Consider the following 18,427-nt stretch of genomic DNA (forward strand, 5'->3'; position numbering starts at 1 on the left):
CATGATATTAACGTCGACAGCAACGGCAAGGCCAGCGCGGGCGAGCGCGTTCTGCCAGAAACGCTGCCGGCAAATCCGCATCCGATACTGAAAGAGTTCTTCGATTACTATCGCATGCCGCGCGGCTTCCACGAGCGTTCCGTTAACTCGACCGGGGCGTGGACGGCAACGATGCCACTGTCGTTTATGAATATGCCGCTGCTGAGCTACGCCAGTGAAATCACCATCCCAACGCTTATTGTGACCGGTGAGAAAGCGCATTCACGCTATTTTGCTGAAGATGCTTTCAAGGCGATTGGCAGTAAAGACAAAGAACTGGTAGTGGTGCCAGGGGCAAATCATGTGGACCTCTACGATAACGTGGCCGGAAAAATACCTTTCGCGAAGTTCGAACAATTTTTCCAGACCAAACTGAAATAAACCCTCTCCTGAATTGATGCAAAGCCACCGGCCTCTGGCGGGTGGCTTTTATCCTGATCTTCGTGAAATTTCACTATGTCGACGCTAAACCAAACACCATCATCTCATCATCAGCGCGCATACTGGGGCGGTATTTTTGCCATGACCCTGTGCGTGTTTGTGCTGATTGCTTCTGAATTTATGCCCGTCAGCCTGCTCACGCCGATTGCCCGCGATTTAGGCGTGACGGAGGGGCTGGCAGGGCAGGGGATTGCCATCTCCGGCGCGCTGGCGGTCCTGACCAGCCTGACGCTTTCGACGCTTGCCGGAAATGCGAATCGTAAGTCCCTGCTGCTGGGGATGACGATTCTGATGGCTGTGTCGGGGCTTATTATTGCGCTGGCTTCCAGTTATCTGGTGTATATGGTCGGTCGTGCGATGATTGGTGTGGCCATTGGCGGATTCTGGTCGATGTCTGCGGCAACGGCGATTCGTCTGGTGCCGCAGCATCAGGTCACGCGTGCGCTGGCGATTTTCAACGGCGGTAATGCGCTGGCGACGGTTGTGGCAGCTCCGCTGGGAAGCTATCTTGGGGCCACGGTCGGATGGCGAGGCGCTTTCTTGTGCCTGGTCCCCATCGCGGTTGTCGCCTTTATCTGGCAGTGCGTCAGCCTGCCCAGTATGGATGCTCATAAAATCCGCACGCCACGTGGCGCTGTATTCCATTTACTTAGTCGCCGCAGAGTTGCGGTTGGCATGCTGGCTTGTGGCCTGTTCTTTATGGGCCAGTTTGCGTTATTTACCTATGTACGCCCGTTCCTGGAGTCGGTGACGCGGGTTGACTCTTCAGGTTTGTCGTTGATTTTACTGGTTATCGGCGTGGCCGGTTTTATTGGCACGCTGGCTGTCTCGACGTTTCTTAACCGAAAATTCTATCCCACGCTGATGACCATACCCGGACTGATGGCCGTTATTGCCATCAGTCTGATGCTTACCGGGCATCACGTCTGGACGGTTTCTCTGCTGTTAGGCCTCTGGGGCATGCTGGCAACCGCCGCGCCAACCGGGTGGTGGGCATGGATTGCGCGTACGCTGCCCGACAACGCGGAAGCCGGAGGCGGGCTAATGGGCGCGGTGATTCAGCTCTCAATCGCCCTTGGGTCAACGGCAGGAGGCATCGTGTTTGACCACCTCGGCTGGCAGAGCGCGTTTGCCATGAGCAGCGTACTGCTCTTTTGCGCCGGGATACTGACCTTTTTCACCGCACGCCAGAAGGCCGGTGTGCTTTAGTCCGGTGAAGGTCCGCGCTCCAGAAACGTGGAAAGTGCGATATCGCCGCAGACGGATCATACGCCTTCAAGGCTCTGAAAATATGGGCGCTTTTTTTGCGGCATAACGCTTTCCCTGCGCTATTTAAAAATATAACTCGCAGAATTCTCATATATCATACATCTGGCTCTTATTGGAAACCTCTTACATTTTCTTCTGAAAGCGACTTTTCAGTGCATGTCTATATTAAAATTCTAAATAAAATACTACAGAACATATATTAACAACTATGTGCTAACAATAAAATATCCTTGCAAGCGAATTTATAATGTTAACTATTTCATGTTGTTATAGTTGATTAAGGTTAGGGTTTAGAGTATCTTTAATCTAATCTTACATTCTTAAGTAAAAGCAGATAATGACAATATGAAAGCCAGACTCTATAATTTTTCAGAAGATGCAAATGATACTTTTGTTTTTAGATGGACCAGAAAACATTATGAGTTTTGCATGGATAACAATATCTTTTTAAATCACAGGGGGAAGAAAGTTTATAAAGAAAGGAATTTGCTACTATTATCTAAAGGTGACAAAATTAGAATTGAAGCTGATGTTATTGTTGAGCAATATTCAACAATGCCAGTAAAAAGTTTTTCCAGCGTAGGCGCATTTTCATTTCCAACCTGTCAATTGCCGGGTAATGTACGAATCGGCAGATTTTGTAGCATTGCATCAAATGTAAAAATCATGGGTGGGAACCATCCAATGAATCGTTTTACTACTCATATGCTTACTTATAATGGCGAGTTTGATAAATATGCTGCCAGCGAGTTTGGACAAAACTGGACGTTGAAACCATTTATCACAAAACCTAAGGATTTAACGATTGGCAATGATGTCTGGATTGGTAATGATGTTGTTTTAAAGGGGGGGATTTCAATTGGCGATGGCGCTGTTGTTGCTGCAAATTCTGTGGTTACTAAAGATGTGCCTCCATATGCTATTGTCGCAGGGGTTCCAGCAAAAATTATCAAATACAGATTTGAGTCAGGTATTATCGAAGAGTTGTTAAAAATAAAATGGTGGAACTATAATTACACCGATTTGCCTGATAACAGCAAATGCGACGATATCATAAATTTCGTCACTGAAATGAATAAGTTGATATCAAATGGTAGTATTCAACAAAAGATATATAAAAAATTCAATCTTACCGAAACATTCACAACTCTTTAGTTTACTATGCGATTGTTGGCGTTGAGCGTCTTACCATTGACAGCATACGCAGCAACGATCGGACCAGGCAGCCCGGCACCGGGTGTGTTATGCGACAAAACTTTCTGTGCCGACGAGCACGGACTGTCGCTGGCGTTAACCACAAAGTATCCTGGGAAGAGGCAAGGGGGCAGGCAGGCTGCTGCCGGAGAGTTTGACTCCACTGCCTTTACCTTTCGTGGCGACTCGTTTGGCGACACCACCGAGCGCCAGTATCGGAACGATCGCTATTTCGCACCAGATGGTAAGTGTAGCGGCAAAGTGAATACGCGTTACACCGTACTGTTGTTCGGGCAGAAGGATAACTTCTGACAGCCCCGGCGTTTTCCCTGTCTGCGCGGCGGGGATGCCGTTTTCCTCTTACCTGCACCACTAACTCTCAAAATTGAGAGGCCGATCCTCTGAGCAGGACTTTTGTCCTCAATCCTCTGCAAACGTCTGGTTACAATCCCTGCATATCTTCAATACCCATAATTCAGGAATTGTTATGACTGCACATATTAATGCCAAAGCGGGTGATTTTGCGCCAACCGTAATTATGCCGGGCGATCCGCTCCGTGCTAAGTTTATTGCCGAAAATTATCTTATTGATTACCGCGAAGTCACCAATGTACGCAATATGCTGGGCTATACCGGTTTATATTTTGGGCAACCTGTTTCGGTGATGGGACACGGAATGGGCATTCCTTCAATGACGCTTTATGCCCATGAGCTGGTACATGATTTTGGTGTGCAGAGAATTATTCGTGTTGGTAGCCTGGGGGCAACACAACATCATGTCAAAATGCGAGATATTATTCTTGCCGTCGCCGCTGGAACCGATTCTGTCACGAATTTAAAACGTAGCGCGGGCTACGCAATGGCGGCATCTGCTCATTTTCCATTATTGCAGCAGGCGTGGACATTGGCACAGAAGGCTGGCATCGATATTAAAGTCGGCAATGTCTTCAGTGGTGATCTTTATTACGATCCTGACGAAAATTTAATACCGGCACTGGAAAAGTTTGGTGTGCTGGGTGTGGATATGGAAGTGGCAGGGTTATACGCTTTAGCGCATCAGTTTAATATTGAAGCGTTGGCTATATTAACCGTATCCGATCATTGCCTGACAGGAGAAGAAACGACGGCAGAAGAACGGCAGTTAACGTTTAAAAATATGATAGAGCTGGCGCTAAATACAGCTGTTACGGCTTAGCATCAGCATTTAGATGAACCAATCAGAGATGGCATTATATGAAGAATAAAATAGCACTTACGCTGATTAGTTTTCTGGCAAATTTTATTATGGCGGGGTTTGCCAGTCAGTTTGGCATGCTGATTGAACCGATTGCACTACGCTACAGTGCCGATGTGAATACCGTTGCTTCGATATTTTCGTTGCTTAACGGTGGAGCATTAGCCGGAACCGTCGCCGCCTTTTTCTTGATTGAGAAAATCGGTGTTAAGCGTATGACGTTCATTATCTATTCGATAGTGTTCCTCTGCGCTCTGGCAATGCACTTAAGCCCAGGATTATGGCCGGTGATGGTCGCCATGACCCTGGTGGGTTTCTGCGGCGGGATTGGTCTGTGCGTAGCGGGAACGATCGTGGTATCAGTTTGGCAGGATCGCATTCAAAGTACGATGCTGGTGGTGCAGGATGCCACCTTTAACGTTGCGGGCGTAGTTTTTCCGCTGATCACTACCTTCGCCCTGACGCACAATATGTCGTGGAGTTATAGCTATCTGAGCGTAGGTATGGTGGCTCTACTCACGCTGGGCGTTGTGGCTCTCACCCGTTTTTCCGCCTGTGAAACGGCTCCTGCAGCGGATAGCGCGGACGTGGCGAAATCGGAGTGGAACCCAGGGATTATCAGCGGCGGTATAGGTCTGTTTTTAGGCATGCTGGCGCTGTATACCTTCCTGACCTGGGCACCATTGTTTGTGAAGAACAAATTTGGTATTCCCTTTGAAGAAGCAGGAAATATTATTACGCAATATTGGGGGGCTGCGCTGGTCGGCGCGTTAGTCTCAACCGTTATTGTTTCCCGAGTGAAAATACATTATTTCCTGCTAAGTATTATTCTGCTGGCTTGCGTAATTACAACCATTATTGTCACGAAGGAAAAAATCTCCGGGCTTGATTATCTGGCTTACAGTTACGGATTTGTCTGCGCAGCATTGTATAACTCCTTTATTGCCTACGGTGTTTCTTTCGTGAAGCGCGCGAGTAGCCAGAACGTATCTTATATTTTAATTAGCGGCAGTGCCGGGGCGATGTTTAGTCCGGCGATCAGTGCGCTAATGGAAAAAACTATGGGATTACAGAAAATTATGTACGCAATACCGGTGTTGTATTTAATCATCTTTATCATGTTGATGGGTACATTGAAACTTAAACGTAATTAAACACAGTAATAACGCTTACCTTTTTAATTAGATAGCCAGTCGTCACGCCATTTATTTGGTGGGGCGACACTCAACCTTGCTCAAAGGAATTGAAAATGCTGAAGAAAAATAAATCAATGATGAAAAAAACAGTTCTGGGTGCGGTAATTGCGATGTGCTGTACGCAAGCGCTTGCGGCTGATTATACCGATGGCAACATCCGCAAAAATGATTTTAACTGGATGCAGATGAACTTAATGCAAAGTGTGGATGCGAAAGTGCCTTATGGCATTCGTAATGACACCTATCTGGAACTGGAGTTTGGCGCGCGTTCCGGAATTATCGATCTGTACGGTTATGTGGATTTCTTTGATATTTTGGATCGCGAGCAGGACGATCGTCATGGTGGTGATAACTTTTTTGCCAAGATATCTCCGCGTTTTTCCCTGGACGCCATTTTTAATAAAGATTTATCCGTTGGTCCGTTTAATGAATTCTATATCGCAACGGTAAATAACATTGGTGACCGGGAATTATTTGAGCATTACGTCGGTCTGGGCACGGATGTTAAGGTGCCGTGGTTTGGTCTGGTGGGAATGAACATCTATGCGCACTATGTTCGTGAAAACTACGGTGCGGATAACGAAGGCAAGTGGGATGGCTACATGTTCTCGACCAACTGGTCGACGCCGTTCTATACCTTTTCCAACGGCAGTTACTTGAACTATCAGGGTTACTTTGACTACCAGTTCGCCGCTAATAAGATTGCTAATCAACCGTTATACAGCAATAACGCGATTGAATGGTATAACGGCATCTACTGGCATTCAGAGCATTATGCGGTAGGTTATGGCTTGAAGTACTTCCGCAACATGGCACTGATGGAAAACCACGGCGGAGCAGGGCGTACCACCGGGCTAGGCCACTATTTCAACCTCACCTACAAGTTCTGATTGCACCGAAATGACACACCAATGCTCTGTTTGCGAGAGTTGGTGTGTCAGTCAATGATGTCGTTGCCGAGAAATTTACGCAGCCCATCCAGATCCTTAATTTCCAGTCCTTGCTTCGTACGCGTTACCAGCCCGGCATCCGTCAGCGCTTTAACTGCCCGCCGATAAACCCGGTCAGTGGTGCCGAATCGCTCAGCTTCCTGGTATTTTTTATCAAAACCATCCATTGGCTGCTTGTTCTGATGCTGGCGATACAGGTCATACGCCACGTTATGAACGATAGGGTAGAGCATCCGGTGCAGGAAGATTTCTAGCATATCCTGATAATCAACGGCCATTGCGCTGGCGAAAAATATCGCCAGCCTGGGATGCTGGTTCAGCGCTTCTTCCAGACGATCACAGGTGCACACCGCCACGGTAAGCGGTTCTTCAGCTACGATGTCAAGCTGGCAGCGATACCCGGTAAAAAACTCCATTTCACCAAACAATTGCTCATCACATTCCATTGCGCCCAACTGAAAACGGCGACCATTCTCCGCGCTATACCGTAGAGAAATTCGCCCTGATTGCACCATAATCAGTCGATCGACTACCTGTCCCTGACGGTATAGATACTCATCTTCCTGGATAATCTGCGTTTCAGAGAGTAGCTCCTGAAATATCTTCTCAATTAAGGCATCATCCTGTTGCCAGATATTGTGAAAACGACCTTTAGTGAGGGGCTTAAGCTGCATGGCTCAACGTCTTATTGTTTGAGAAAATTCCTATCGCTGACTGTATGCCATCTGCTGAGCAATGTCATTAAGAGCGGGTTGGAGATAATAAAAGGACCAGCACGCTGCTGGCCCTGTCACACTAAGGATGGCTGATAAAGCGAGACAGCCGCTGGCGCAGCAGGCGGTTTTCCTGTCGTAAATGTGCATTCTCATCCAGCAACGTTAGCGCAACGGCAATTCCCGGCCAGTCAAGTTCCAGCTCCTGACGCAGGCGCACCGCGCGACGCATTACGGTCAGCGCATGGTCGTCAAACGTCTTGTCTTCATGAGGCTCAATTACCCCTAAGCCGACAATCTCATGGAGCTCCTCTTCTGATACACCGGTGTACAGACAAAATTCGGTAATGGTAAAGGTGACGGTGACGTTAGCCATTATGCTTTCCCCCACTCTTTGCGCGGATCAAAGGTCTTATGTGCATCCGCCAGCTGTTGCCACAGGGCGGCGCTGGCATCGTCAGGTTTCGGCGGCATGACTATTTTGATCACCGCATACAAATCGCCGGTATGTTTTTTACTTACCAGACCCTTGCCCTTAATGCGTAGTCGCTGTCCGGCCTGGCTTCCCGCGGGAATGGTCAGCAGGATGCTCTCTTTTAGCGTCGGAACGGTGACTTTCGCCCCTAACGCGGCTTCCCATGGTGCCAGGGGAACGACCACTTCCAGATCCTGATTAACGATATCGAACAGTGGATGCGGCGCAATATGAATCACCAGCCACAAATCACCGTTCGGCCCACCGTTTTCGCCGGGGGTGCCCTGGCCTTTCAGACGGATACGCTGACCGTTACCGACGCCAGCCGGAATTTTCACATTCAGTGTTTTGGGAATTTCACGTTCAACCATGCCGAATGCATTGTAGACCGGCAGGTTGTAACTGATCGTTCGGCTATGCTCAGTAAGCGTTTCTTCGAGGAATACGGCAACTTCAATTTCGATGTCGTGCCCGCGGCTGGCAGGGCGCTGGCGCGACTGGTGCGCACGCTGACCAAAAATGGAAGAGAAGATATCGTCGAAATCTTCGGCGCTGTAGCTTTGATTCTCTCCTTGCTGGAATTGACGACTGAACTGTGGATCGTTGCGGTGCTGCCACAGCTGGTCGTACTCGGCGCGTCGCTGCTCATCACTCAGTACTTCCCAGGCTTCAGCAACCTCTTTAAACCGGGCCTCCGCGTCAGTCTCTTTACTGACATCAGGATGGTATTTACGGGCGAGTCGACGATAGGCGGTCTTGATTGTCTTGAGATCGTCTGTCGGTTTCACGCCCATAATGGCGTAATAATCCTTTAATTCCATAGCGTTCTCTCGTGTAAATCAACACTTGCAGAAGGTGAACCGTGACAACTGGTATCACCGCTTAGTTTAGGGTAATCCTGATAACGGCGAATGCCAACCGTGAAGGAGGGATATTGCTATAAACGATGCGGTTGCGCACCACCAACAGCGCTTTTGACGTTATGGCGTCTGTTGTGTGGTGCGAATAGTGAGATTAGCTGAACATCAGGATTTGGTTATCAGGAAGCGGACCGTATCAGCATAGTTTTGCACGAACGCGTTAAGATCATCAGATTTCAGTCCTTTCGGATTGATCATATATTTACCGTTGATAAAAATGGCGGGTACGCCGGTTAAATCTACCGCTTTAGCCATTTCTTGCTGTTTGGCAGTCAATGATTTCACAGCAAAACTATTCCATGCGGCATCATAATCACTGGCGCTGACGCCTGCGCTGATAAATACATTACGAATATCGTCCGCTGTTTTAATGGTTTGTTTTTTCTGAACAGCATCAAAAAGCATCGGTTTAACTTTATCTTGTACGTTCAACAGCATGGCGACGGACCAGGCGTGCGTCATGTCCTGCCCCAGAGGGCCTAAAAAGTCGACGTGGTATTCCGTGAGTTTGACATCAGCAGGCAAGACTTTTTTTACGTTATCAGTGATTTCAAAAACTTCATCGTACTGATAACAGGAAGGGCAATAGAATGAGAAAAACTTCAGCGCCGCCGGGGCTGAAACGACGGGTTTTTCCAGCGAGATATACTCTTTGCCGTCGGTAAATGATGCTGCCTGAGCGCTAACTGTAAAAAGTAACCCAATCAGGGGTAATAAATATTTTTTCATTTCCATATACTCTAAATAACATTTAATAAACAAATTAACTGCTAATGAATACGCCATGCACTGCGTCAGTCTATAATACGATAATCCCATTAAAATGCGCTGACACTTACTTTCATTTACGCAGTAATACGTGTTGGGACGTTATTTATGTAGTGTCACGGAAATATCTTTTGGCACTCTTCGTAAATAGCGAATGATAACTTCCGTGATATTTCCTCGTTTATTTCGGCAATGTTATATTGTAATAACCAAACATAAAAATATGATTAATTCTCATTTCGTTTATAAAGGTGAGCTGCAAGACGATGCGCTATGTTCTGCCAACGTCCTCTACAATTTTCTTTCTCTTGTCGCGCGTGAACGAATAGGGCAACTGTCAGACAAAACGGTGCGACGGGACCCATTCGCTCGGTTTATGTCAGGGAGCCCGACCTCAATCTGATTAAAATCGCGGTATACCCAGCAGATAGCAGGACATAACTTTACAGCGGAAAGGTTGCCAAAACCCGGCGAGTGGTTAAGATAACTCGCATCAATTAGCGAGGGTGTAATGGCGAAACGTCAACGGATGGGATGGTGGTTCCTCTGTCTGGCATGTGTTGTGGTGATGGTTTGTACCGCACAACGCATGGCGGGCCTGCACGCGTTGCAAATGGACACCGTTGCCACAAGCGTTGTTGTCAGCGCACAAGCGCAGACCGACGAGACTTCACCCGTTACCCCTTGTGAACTGAGCGCAAAGTCATTACTGGCCGCGCCTCCTGTACTGTTTGAAGGCGCTATTCTGGTTCTGTGTCTGCTGCTGTCGCTGTTGGCGCCAGTGCGGGCGTTTCGTTTGCCTTTTTTCCCTCCGCGAGCCATCTCGCCGCCCACTCTCAGGGTACATCTGCGATTTTGCGTCTTCCGTGAATGACAGAACAGCCGTTGCTGACTGTTAAATAATTATTCACGGAGAAAAACTATGATGACTGTTTTCAGACAGGCGCTGCTCTGTCTGTTATTGCTATGGCTGCCCGTATCCTGGGCGGTTCAACCCGGCTGGCTACGTTCACCCGATAACGATCACGCCAGCGTGCGGCTACGCGCAGATACGTCCACAGGCGGTGAAACGCGTCTGTTACTGGATGTCAAACTGGAGGACGGCTGGAAAACCTACTGGCGTTCGCCGGGCGAGGGCGGCGTCGCGCCTGCTATCGCCTGGAAAGACGAAATGCCAACGGTCGACTGGTTTTGGCCAACCCCTGCGCGCTTTGAGGTCGCCAATATCTCTACCCAGGGTTATCACGATAAGGTGACGTTCCCGATGGTTGTGCGCGGTAGATCGCCGGCCACGCTTAGTGGCGTTTTGACGCTATCCACCTGTAGCAACGTTTGCCTGTTGACGGATTTTCCTTTTTCCGTGACGCCCACAGCTCAGGATCCGACTTTTGCGCATGACTATGCTCAGGCGATGGGGCAGATCCCGCTTGCCAGCGGTCTGACCGATACTCTGCACGCCGGAGCGAGGGCCGGAGAGTTGGTCGTCGAGGCTCACCGCGCGGGAGGCTGGAATGCACCAGGGCTATATCTGGACGCCGTTAATGATGCGGATTTTGGCATGCCGCAAATTCACGTTGCAGGAGAGACGTTACGCGCCACGGTACCTGTTCATGATGGTTGGGGGGAAGGCGCGCCGGATTTACGCGGGAAGTCGGTCACGCTGGTGCTGGCAGATAACGGCGTTGCCCAGGAAAGTCGTCTTGTGATTGGCGAAGCCCCGGTTATTGAAAACGCCTCGCTCCCGTTGTGGCAGGTGGTGCTAATGGCGCTGTTGGGCGGCTTAATCCTCAATCTGATGCCCTGTGTGTTACCGGTTCTGGGTATGAAGCTGGGCTCTATTTTGCTGGTCGAGGAAAAAAAACGTCACCAGATCCGCCGTCAGTTCCTCGCATCGGTAGCCGGAATTCTGGTCTCGTTTATGGCCCTGGCGCTATTGATGACGGTGCTGCGTTTAACTAATCAGGCACTTGGCTGGGGGATTCAGTTTCAGAATCCGTGGTTTATTGGCGTCATGGTGTTGGTGATGCTGACGTTCAGCGCCAGCTTGTTCGGGTGGTTCGAATTCCGTCTGCCGTCGGCGATGACCACCACGCTGGCGACTCACGGCGGCAATGGTTTGTCGGGACATTTCTGGCAAGGCGCATTTGCGACTTTGCTTGCTACGCCGTGCAGCGCCCCGTTTCTGGGCACGGCGGTGGCGGTGGCATTGACCGCTTCGCTGCCGACATTGTGGGGGCTATTTTTCGCCCTTGGGCTGGGGATGAGCTTGCCGTGGCTGCTGGTGGCTCTGCGTCCCGGTCTGGCGCTGCGTTTGCCGCGTCCAGGACGCTGGATGAATATTTTGCGGCGTCTTCTCGGCATGATGATGCTGGGGTCGGCTATCTGGCTTGCGACGTTGCTGCTCCCACATATAGGGCTTGGTGGACAAGGTAGCGCGAAAGAAAGCGTGAACTGGCAACCGCTCAGCGAGCAGGCGATTGAGGATGCGCTGGCGCAACATAAGCGTGTATTCATTGACGTCACTGCTGACTGGTGCATCACCTGTAAAGTAAATAAATACAACGTATTGCATAAAGATGACGTCCAGGCCGCTTTGCAACAGCCGGACGTGGTGGCGTTACGCGGCGACTGGACGCTGCCATCTGAAGCTATCACCGAATTTCTGAAAAAACGCGGCCAGGTTGCTGTGCCGTATAACCAAATTTATGGCCCCGGTCTGCCGGAAGGTCAGGCGTTGCCCACGTTGTTAACCCGCGATGCGGTACTGCAAATGTTGAACGATGCCAAAGGAGTCACCCCATGAAGATGATGATTGTTCTGCTGTTAACCCTGTTTTCAGCCGTCAGCGTAGCGAAAGAGCCTGCACCGTTTACCCCGGAACAGGAAAAGCAAATTGAAGCATTAATTCAGGAAGCCCTGTTTAACGATCCCAATAGCCCGCGGATTGGCGCCAGGCAGGCGAAACTGACCCTGATAAACTTCACTGATTACAACTGTCCATACTGTAAACAGTTAGATCCCATGCTGGAAAAAATAGTGCAGAAATATCCCGATGTGGCGGTGGTGATTAAACCGCTGCCGTTTAAAGGGGAAAGTTCGGAACTGGCGGCGCGGACCGTGCTGACCACCTGGCATCAGCATCCGCAGCAGTTTCTGGCGCTACATGAAAAACTGATGCAGAAGAAGGGGTATCATACCGACGTCAGTATTAAACAGGCGCAGGAAAAATCGGGGGCCAGTCCGGTTACGCTGGACGCCCAAAGTGCTGAAACGCTGAGCACTAACCTGCAACTGGCGAGACTGGTGGGAGTGCAGGGAACCCCCGCAACGATTATTGGTGATGAACTTATTCCTGGTGCGGTGCCGTGGGAAACCCTTGAGGAAGTGGTAAAAGAAAAACTGGCGGCGGCCAATGCTCAGTAAATTGCGCCGCTGGCTGCGCGAAGGACTGATCTTACTGGCGCTGTTAGCGGGGGTGATGCTGCTGATGGATGCCTGGCGCGCGCCGCAGCTACCTGCCTCTTTTGACAGCACGCCTTTACAAACGCTGGATGGTGAAACCGTCACGCTGGCAGCACTCAGCAAAGACGAGCCGGTGCTGCTTTATTTCTGGGCAAGCTGGTGCGGCGTATGCCGCTTCACGACGCCGGAAGTCGCCAGGCTGCGCTCGGAAGGGCAAAACGTGATGACCATTGCGCTACGCTCCGGGAGTGAAGCGGAAGTCTCGCACTGGCTGTCGCGTAAAGGCGTGGACTTTCCGGTCATCAATGATGCTAACGGGGCAATCTCCCGTAGTTGGGCGATCAGCGTTACGCCCACGTTGGTGGTGATGTCCCAGGGCCGGGTGGTATCAACAACCAGCGGCTGGACCAGCTACTGGGGCATGAAACTTCGGCTGTGGTGGGCAACAACGTTCTGATATTTATGCCGGGGGAACCCGGCATTTTCTTACGATAAAAAGGTAATAAAAACAGGTTGTTCTGATATTAAATCCCTAAACCATATACTAATGGCTATATATTTTTGATTTTTTCTGTAGTTGCAAATCTACAAAGGTAATGGCATATCTGATGGTGTTTTAAATATCTTATTTCTTACAGGGATTATAGAATAATGGGCAAGGGTAAAATTATTGTTGCATCAATGATGGTGTTTTGTGTCCTTATTTTTATTGCTGCTATTGCCTTTTTTATGATGTATCAGGGGGAACTAACTGAACCAACCAGTGAAGAGAAACATGCTGCTATTCTGCATGCCGCGGGTCTGCTGAAATCAGACGTGCAGGATGAAAAAACAATAAAAAATTTATTTCAACGTTATATTTTGTCGCGTAAGGTAAATCTGGATTCTGGTGAATGGGTGGCAGACGATGCCGTGACGCAGGAATGTAAAAAGCTCGCTCCGGAACATGATCCCGCGAAGATTTATCAGCGCTGTGCAATTGCAGATGTTTATCTGGTCAAGAATAAAAACAATAAAATTCAACAAATTATACTACCCATTTTCGGTAAGGGCGCGAAGTCGATGATGCATGCCTTTCTGGTCCTTGACCCAGACGGACGTACGGTTAAAAACCTGTATTACTACCAACAGCGGGAAACTCCATTTTTGGGTGCCAGAGTGGAAGATGAGAGCTGGCGTAAGCAGTGGCCGGGTAAAAAAGTGGTTGATAATAACGGGAAGCCAGTGCTGAGAATAACTCAGGAAAAATCGGGAAATATCGATGAATATACGGTAGATGGTATTTCTGGTGCAACTCTGACATCGATGGGGGTAGAGAACAGTATCAACTACTGGACAGGTGAGCAGGGCTATGGCCGTTTTCTGCAACGGATTACTCGTGATCCTGATATAATAGCGCCCTAATTATTTTTTGTATTAAATAATATTTGTCCTCATGCTCGCTGTCGACTTCATTTGCGTCAGCGAGTATTGGGCGAGTTCTATTCCTTAGAGTCTATAAATACTCCTGTCTTAACGTCTGCATCAATAAATCCAGACTGTCTCAATTCTGTATTCATCACATTTTCATGAAATAAATTTACATAACTTGTCACCTGTTGACATTTTTATGATCCAGGTCATGTACAGCACAATCAAAAATCGGTAATGATAATAATTATCATTTGTATTTTACGGGATGCGTGCCGTGCGTAAGTTCAGTTTTTTCCTGCTGACCACTTTCTGTAGCTTGTTTGTAAGCCTTCACGTATGGGCTGCTACAAACTATGCGCCGTTTATTGAGGATATTGAGCAACGTCTTGATAAAACGGCAGAACTTTACTCTCAACAGCAAACAGATGAGGCGCGACGCACGGTGCAAATGGCCTACTTTGAGGTATTTGAAAACCTTGAAGGTCCTATTCGAATCAACATTTCCGCCAGCAAAAGTTATGAGATGGAAAGCGCTTTTGGTGAGATCCGACGCATGATTGGCGAAAAAAAATCTTTCTCAGACGTGCAGGCCAAAATTGACTGGCTTAAAGCTTCGTTGCGTGAAGTTGAACCCGTGTTAGATGGCGGGCATCGTCTGGTTGCCGAAGAGCAGCACAATGCGTTTTCCAGAACGGATATCGCCGTACACTGGCAAGAGAGTTTTCGCATTATCGACGATTTGCTGGCCCAGGCGGTAAATAACTATCAGGCTGGGAATTTAAGCGTAGCCAGCCAGAACGTCCAGCAAGCTCACTATCAGGGTTTCAAAAACTCAGAGATGGAAATGTCGGTCAGACAGAATCGATCGGCAAAAGACGCAGCTGCGATCAATCAGCAATTTTCTGCGCTGATTGCGCTCACCGCGCAGCCGGATCGCCTGAATGATGTTTCATATCAGGTCACTACTTTGTTACAGGATATTGAGGATCTTCTGCCAGGTCTGCCCACTACCCGTGACGAACAGCAGGTTACAGCGGAACAAAATACGGGAAGTGCTCCAGTGGCTGAGGATGACAAAGCTCGCGCAGACTGGACTGCCGTGTCTTTAGGTATCCATCAAAGTATTCAGGACGCGATTGCCCGCTATCAGCAGGGCGATGCGAAGAATGCCATTCTGGATGTTCAAGATAGTTATTTTGACCGCTTTGAAGCCAGCGGTATGGAAAACAAGATTGGTTCTCGCGATTTGGCGTTTAAGACCTCGCTGGAGGCTTACTTTACGCGTCTGGTTAGTCTGATGAAAGCTGGTCAGCCAGTGGAAAGACTCAACGCCGAAGCCAGCGCGCTGGAGCAGGACTTACAAAAAGCGGTGGCGATGTTGGGGGAAGGAGAAGAGACCCAGTGGAGTCTGCTGCTCTATAGCCTGATGATCATTGTCCGCGAAGGTCTGGAGGCACTGCTTATCGTGGCGGCCATCGTAGCTTATATGGTGAAAAACAATCACCAGGATAAGTTGCCGCTGATTCGCCAGTCGGTGGTTGTCGCACTAATCGCAAGCGTCATTACCGCTGCGATATTCCAGCTCCTGTTCACTAATTCCGGTGCCAGTCGTGAATTGCTGGAAGGCGTAACGATGCTGATTGCCGTCGTTATGCTGTTCTTTATGAGCTACTGGTTACTGTCAAAAGTCGAGGCACGCCATTGGAAAGCCTGGCTGGAAGGAAAGCTGTCTCACTCACTTTCCCGCGGTTCACTGGTTGGACTCTGGCTGACAAGCTTCCTGGCTGTTTACCGTGAAGGGGCGGAGACGGTGCTGTTTTACTATGCCCTGGTCGGGGACGCGAATGATATTTCTGGCCATATGGCGATTGCAGCAGGTTTTGTTATCGGCTGTGTTGTCCTGCTGGCCGCCTGGCTCCTCATGCGCTACTCGGTCGTACGTCTGCCGTTGAAGCCATTCTTTATGTTTACCGGCAGTTTTATGTACCTGATGGCTTTTGTATTTGCGGGCAAAGGGGTTCTGGAACTGGTGGAAGGCAAACTGTTCCAGCCAACGTTGATTAACGGCATGCCTGAAATCAGCTGGTTGGGAATTTATCCCTACGTGGAAACGTTATTACCGCAGATTGTATTACTGCTTGCGGCGCTGGTGGCGCTGTGGGTGATGCGGCGGAAAAGCTCTGTTCCAGGGGAAACGATAAAAAATAATCTATAGCTGTTATTTAAGACGAGAGGATATGTCTGATGACCATGAAGAAAACCCTGATTGCCAGTGCAGTGATGGCGGGTATTTTCACTGCTCCGGCCGCGTTTGCCTTTAAGGAGTATCCGGCGGGCGAGCCTGTCACCATGAATGAGATGGAACTGGCCGCTGTGTATCTGCAGCCAATCGATATGGAACCGCGCGGCATGGGGTTACCGGCAGCAAAAGCCGATATTCACCTTGAGGCGGATATTCATGCAGTAGAAGGCAGTAAAAATGGTTTTGGCGCAGGCGAGTGGATCCCTTATCTGACCATCAGTTACACCTTAATTAACAGTGATACAGGTGAAAAACAAGAAGGTACTTTCATGCCGATGGTCGCCAGCGATGGCCCTCATTACGGCGCTAACATCAAGATGATGGGGGTGGGTAACTATAAAGTGACCTACCACATCGAGCCGCCGTCAAAAGCGGGAATGCATCGTCATACAGACAGTGAAACAGGCGTTGGCCGCTGGTGGAAACCATTTGATGTGAGCTATGAATTTAAATACGTCGGCCTGAACTAAGCGCTTTTTCCATCAGGCTGCTTTATTTGCCATGTTGGGCCGGGCAGTGCTCCCAATCCTATGTACGAGGTGTACCTATGATTTGTTTTGCGCTGCCCACATCCCACCTGACTGCAAACTATTCCCTCTGATGGGCAGGCTCTAAATTATCGATATATCTGGATAGTTACATCATTCAATCCGCCGTACAGAGTCGATGTTATGAGTTATTTTTTTGTCACGACACTACAGGTTTTTTTCTGCGTTGCGTTGCTCTCCGGGGGTCTCTGGAGTCGCAACGATCCCCCTTCTTTGCGCCCACTTGTCTGGACCTTACTCACAGGCTTAATCGTTGGTGTGTTGGTGGGGCTCACCCTCCGTGGTTCGCAGCCAGTGCAATTACTGCTGGTCGGTACAGAAGTGATGATTACGCTGTTGTTTGTGTTGAGCTTCTGGTGGGTATCAAACCGCATTCGCTACCTGTGGCAGGGGATTCTGGTGTTTGGCGCTGCCCGACACTGGGCACTGGATCCTAATCTCGGCGGATTAACCAGCACCCATGTACTCAATACCGATCTGCTGTTGAATTTGACGGCAATGCTATTGGCATTTGCGATTCTCTGCCTGGCGGGAGTGCTTTGCGCCATGCTATTGCGTCGGATTCGTGGACTTTACTGGCCGTTAACCCTGATTCTGATGGTAATGATTTGGCTGCCCTTAAGCGGCAATCTGTTGCTGTTATTAATGAAACTGCAGGTACTGCCGCTGGCGAAATCGCTATTGAGCTTCGTGGCCAAAGTGACAAACAACGCGGCGATGTATAACTGGTTGGGGGCCGCTCTGTTACTTGTTCTGGCGCTGTGTTGGATACCGGCGTTGCTTCGCGCTATCCGACAGACGCGTGAAGCCGATGAGCCGATAGCACATCGACTGGCGTTGGCGCATCGTCGAAATGCGTTTCGTCTTTGGCTGGTGGCGTTAGGGTGTGCGGGGGTCGTGATCGCCGGACAGCTTTGGTGGGAAAAAGTCGCCTCTCAGCCTCCGCAATTGTCAGAGGCAATTCCGGTACAACTTGCCAGTGATGGCATGGTTCATCTGCCAATAGAACAACTCCGTGATGGCAAATTGCACCGCTTTGTCTGGGTAGCAGATGATGGTAAAGCTGTACGTTTTTTCGTGATTAACCGTTATCCCGACAAGTTGCGTTTGGGTGTGGTTTTTGATGCCTGTTTGCTGTGTGGCGATCAGGGCTACGTGATGGAAGGGAATCAGGTTATTTGCGTGGCCTGCGGGGTACACATTTTCATTCCTTCGATTGGTAAACCTGGTGGTTGCAATCCGGTGCCGATTGAAAACTGGCGTAATGATGAGAAAGAGCTGGTGATCCCGGGTAAAGAACTGGCTGCTGGCGTGAATTATTTCTCGACGGTAATGACCATCAAGGTGACCGACCCGGTTGACGGCTCCACGTTGACAAATACCTCTGCTGACTACAAATACAGCTATGGCGGCAAAACCTGGTTCTTCTCATCTGAGGCAAATTACGACCGCTTCCGTAAAACACCGGAACAGTTCGTTCCTGCCGAATTGAGGGAGGAGTAA

The 18,427-nt window shown here is 49.2% G+C and carries 19 protein-coding genes and 1 pseudogene; 16 read left to right on the forward strand and 4 right to left on the reverse strand.

Features of this window, described 5'->3' with window-relative positions:
* The 7 genes from OGV77_RS18910 to OGV77_RS18940 form a co-directional block, all read left to right on the forward strand.
* A partial coding sequence (locus tag OGV77_RS18910; protein WP_141110927.1) for an alpha/beta hydrolase occupies positions 1-420 on the forward strand: 420 nt, incomplete at its 5' end.
* A 141-nt stretch (positions 421-561) separates the two neighbouring features.
* Positions 562-1,689, forward strand: a complete 1,128-nt coding sequence (locus OGV77_RS18915) for an MFS transporter (protein ID WP_286502964.1) — start codon at positions 562-564, stop codon at positions 1,687-1,689.
* A 405-nt stretch (positions 1,690-2,094) separates the two neighbouring features.
* Positions 2,095-2,904, forward strand: a complete 810-nt coding sequence (locus tag OGV77_RS18920; RefSeq protein WP_087050896.1) for a CatB-related O-acetyltransferase — start codon at positions 2,095-2,097, stop codon at positions 2,902-2,904.
* A 6-nt stretch (positions 2,905-2,910) separates the two neighbouring features.
* A complete protein-coding gene (locus OGV77_RS18925; protein WP_087050895.1) occupies positions 2,911-3,255 on the forward strand; it encodes a YcgJ family protein in 345 nt (114 codons plus the stop codon).
* 175 nt (positions 3,256-3,430) lie between these two features.
* Entirely contained in the window at positions 3,431-4,138 is a 708-nt protein-coding gene (gene deoD / locus OGV77_RS18930) for a purine-nucleoside phosphorylase (RefSeq protein ID WP_087050894.1), read from the forward strand.
* 38 nt (positions 4,139-4,176) lie between these two features.
* The gene (tsgA, locus tag OGV77_RS18935; protein ID WP_043015836.1) at positions 4,177-5,331 is read left to right on the forward strand and encodes an MFS transporter TsgA; all 1,155 of its coding nucleotides are present in this window, start codon (positions 4,177-4,179) and stop codon (positions 5,329-5,331) included.
* Between the two features lie 95 nt (positions 5,332-5,426).
* Positions 5,427-6,263 carry an outer membrane protein OmpK gene (locus OGV77_RS18940; protein WP_047412218.1) on the forward strand — a complete coding sequence of 279 codons (837 nt, stop codon included), beginning with the start codon at positions 5,427-5,429 and terminating at the stop codon, positions 6,261-6,263.
* Between the two features lie 47 nt (positions 6,264-6,310).
* Here the strand turns inward: OGV77_RS18940 and OGV77_RS18945 are convergent, their stop codons facing one another.
* The 4 genes from OGV77_RS18945 to dsbA all read right to left on the reverse strand — a co-directional run bounded on the left by OGV77_RS18945 (position 6,311) and on the right by dsbA (position 9,160).
* Positions 6,311-6,997 carry a Crp/Fnr family transcriptional regulator gene (locus OGV77_RS18945; RefSeq protein ID WP_043015838.1) on the reverse strand — a complete coding sequence of 229 codons (687 nt, stop codon included), beginning with the start codon at positions 6,995-6,997 and terminating at the stop codon, positions 6,311-6,313.
* 121 nt (positions 6,998-7,118) lie between these two features.
* Positions 7,119-7,412 (reverse strand): chaperone modulator CbpM, encoded by a 294-nt coding sequence (gene cbpM / locus OGV77_RS18950; RefSeq protein ID WP_087050893.1) that lies wholly within the window; start codon positions 7,410-7,412, stop codon positions 7,119-7,121.
* A complete protein-coding gene (gene cbpA / locus OGV77_RS18955; RefSeq protein WP_043015840.1) occupies positions 7,412-8,332 on the reverse strand; it encodes a curved DNA-binding protein in 921 nt (306 codons plus the stop codon). The genes cbpM and cbpA overlap by 1 nt, the downstream gene beginning before the upstream one ends.
* 204 nt (positions 8,333-8,536) lie before the next feature.
* Complete coding sequence (dsbA, locus tag OGV77_RS18960; protein ID WP_043017878.1) at positions 8,537-9,160, reverse strand: thiol:disulfide interchange protein DsbA; 624 nt, start codon at positions 9,158-9,160, stop codon at positions 8,537-8,539.
* A 375-nt stretch (positions 9,161-9,535) separates the two neighbouring features.
* On the opposite strand from dsbA, the pseudogene OGV77_RS24760 reads away from it, so the two are divergent.
* The 9 genes and pseudogenes from OGV77_RS24760 to OGV77_RS19000 all read left to right on the forward strand — a co-directional run.
* Positions 9,536-9,640 (forward strand): annotated as a pseudogene (locus OGV77_RS24760) (VOC family protein); the annotation flags it as partial.
* A gap of 70 nt (positions 9,641-9,710) precedes the next feature.
* A complete protein-coding gene (locus OGV77_RS18965) occupies positions 9,711-10,073 on the forward strand; it encodes a hypothetical protein (protein WP_043015841.1) in 363 nt (120 codons plus the stop codon).
* Positions 10,074-10,121: 48 nt separating this feature from the next.
* Positions 10,122-12,002 carry a cytochrome c biogenesis protein CcdA gene (locus OGV77_RS18970; RefSeq protein WP_087050892.1) on the forward strand — a complete coding sequence of 627 codons (1,881 nt, stop codon included), beginning with the start codon at positions 10,122-10,124 and terminating at the stop codon, positions 12,000-12,002.
* Entirely contained in the window at positions 11,999-12,622 is a 624-nt protein-coding gene (locus OGV77_RS18975; RefSeq protein WP_043015843.1) for a DsbA family protein, read from the forward strand. The genes OGV77_RS18970 and OGV77_RS18975 overlap by 4 nt, the downstream gene beginning before the upstream one ends.
* A complete protein-coding gene (locus tag OGV77_RS18980) occupies positions 12,612-13,118 on the forward strand; it encodes a protein disulfide oxidoreductase (RefSeq protein ID WP_087050891.1) in 507 nt (168 codons plus the stop codon). Before OGV77_RS18975 ends, OGV77_RS18980 begins: the two co-directional genes overlap by 11 nt.
* 194 nt (positions 13,119-13,312) lie before the next feature.
* Entirely contained in the window at positions 13,313-14,065 is a 753-nt protein-coding gene (gene nqrC, locus OGV77_RS18985) for an NADH:ubiquinone reductase (Na(+)-transporting) subunit C (protein WP_087050890.1), read from the forward strand.
* A gap of 274 nt (positions 14,066-14,339) precedes the next feature.
* Entirely contained in the window at positions 14,340-16,289 is a 1,950-nt protein-coding gene (locus tag OGV77_RS18990) for an FTR1 family iron permease (protein WP_226791853.1), read from the forward strand.
* Between the two features lie 29 nt (positions 16,290-16,318).
* The gene (locus OGV77_RS18995) at positions 16,319-16,846 is read left to right on the forward strand and encodes an iron transporter (RefSeq protein ID WP_003035987.1); all 528 of its coding nucleotides are present in this window, start codon (positions 16,319-16,321) and stop codon (positions 16,844-16,846) included.
* Positions 16,847-17,047: 201 nt separating this feature from the next.
* Positions 17,048-18,427, forward strand: a complete 1,380-nt coding sequence (locus OGV77_RS19000; RefSeq protein WP_087050888.1) for a Fe-S-containing protein — start codon at positions 17,048-17,050, stop codon at positions 18,425-18,427.

It is taken from the genome of Citrobacter sp. Ce129 (genome assembly GCF_030334545.1).
Classification (GTDB): domain Bacteria; phylum Pseudomonadota; class Gammaproteobacteria; order Enterobacterales; family Enterobacteriaceae; genus Citrobacter; species Citrobacter europaeus.